At 61.3% G+C, this 230-nt stretch carries 1 protein-coding gene; it reads right to left on the reverse strand.

What is annotated here, in order from left to right; all coding sequences use genetic code 11:
* A partial coding sequence (locus tag SB786_RS37930) for a GTP-binding protein (protein ID WP_410731801.1) occupies positions 1-230 on the reverse strand: 230 nt, incomplete at both ends.

The raw sequence follows: 230 nt of genomic DNA on the forward strand, positions 1-230 counted from the left end.
GTATCGATCAGGTTCAGGTTGTAGACCTTGCCGTCGCGCGCGCGATAGGACAGCGCCGCAGTCTGCGCCTTGATGGTGATGCCGCGCTCGCGCTCGATGTCCATCGAGTCGAGCACCTGCGCTTCCATTTCGCGGGCGGCGAGGCCGCCGCATACCTGGATGATGCGATCCGCGAGCGTCGACTTGCCATGGTCGATGTGGGCGATGATCGAGAAATTGCGAATATGATC

Origin of the sequence: Burkholderia sp. SIMBA_062, from assembly GCF_046534765.1 — a bacterium.
In the GTDB taxonomy this organism is placed as follows: domain Bacteria; phylum Pseudomonadota; class Gammaproteobacteria; order Burkholderiales; family Burkholderiaceae; genus Burkholderia; species Burkholderia ambifaria.